At 64.3% G+C, this 899-nt stretch carries 2 protein-coding genes; both read left to right on the forward strand.

Features of this window, described 5'->3' with window-relative positions; genetic code table 11:
- Positions 1 to 542 (forward strand): TetR/AcrR family transcriptional regulator (locus QP968_RS11085; RefSeq protein WP_284856450.1); only part of this gene is annotated, 542 nt, incomplete at its 5' end.
- On the forward strand, positions 539 to 898 hold the full coding sequence (locus QP968_RS11090; protein WP_048733039.1) for a DMT family transporter: 360 nt from the start codon (positions 539 to 541) through the stop codon (positions 896 to 898). The genes QP968_RS11085 and QP968_RS11090, both read left to right, overlap by 4 nt.
- Position 899: the final 1 nt, after the last annotated feature.

Raw genomic sequence — 899 nt, forward strand, 5'->3', positions numbered from 1 at the left:
GAACCAGTCAGCGCTCCGAGATCCTGGAAGCTGCCCTCCGCGTCATGAACGCAGCGGAGGGTGGCGACATTACCCTTGACGCAGTGGCCCACGAGGCCGGGCTCACCAAACCGGGATTGCTATATCACTTCCGCAACCGCGACGTACTGCTCGCCGCGATCGTCGACCACGCTGCGGCCAACGTCGAGAACGACATGACTGCCACCCTTGGCAAGCCCCTCGAGAACGCCAACGCCACCGAGCGGCTCCTGAGCTACGTTCACGTCGCCGCCCACGGGGCCGCCAAGCGCGCCGAGTTCATCATCTGGGGCCAAGCGACGTATCGGCCCGAACTCACCGAACCGTGGACTACGCGGATGGGCCGCTGGCTCGAACTCCCGGACGATCTCGACGCCGCCACCCGAGCCAGGCTGACCACCGCCCGACTCGCCGCCGACGGACTCTGGGGCGCCCAGGCCACAGGTGTGTCCACCCTCCACGGCGCGGATCTCGAAGCCGTCGTCTCCAGCATTCGCTCCCTGATCGAAGGAACAACCCCATGAAGCAGTGGTTCCTGCTCGCTGGCGCCATCACTACCGAAGTGGCGGCGACGCTGTCTCTCAAGGCGGCGCTCAATCACCCATCCTGGTACATCGTGGTTGCTGCCGGATACATCGGCACTTTCGTCTTCCTCACCTTCTGCCTGCGCGAAGGAATGCAGATCGGCGTCGCCTATGGCATCTGGGGAGCCAGCGGGGTCGTGCTCGCCGCCGTGCTATCCGCCGCGATTTTCGGTGAACCTCTGACCGCTGTGATGGGTCTTGGAATGGTTGCGATCATCAGCGGTGTCCTCACCGTCGAACTCGGCTCCCAGAAAGCTCAGCAAACCGCAGCCCAGGAAGCAGGAGTCAACTCATGAG

This window comes from Corynebacterium sp. MSK041 (assembly GCF_030232265.1).
Classification (GTDB): domain Bacteria; phylum Actinomycetota; class Actinomycetes; order Mycobacteriales; family Mycobacteriaceae; genus Corynebacterium.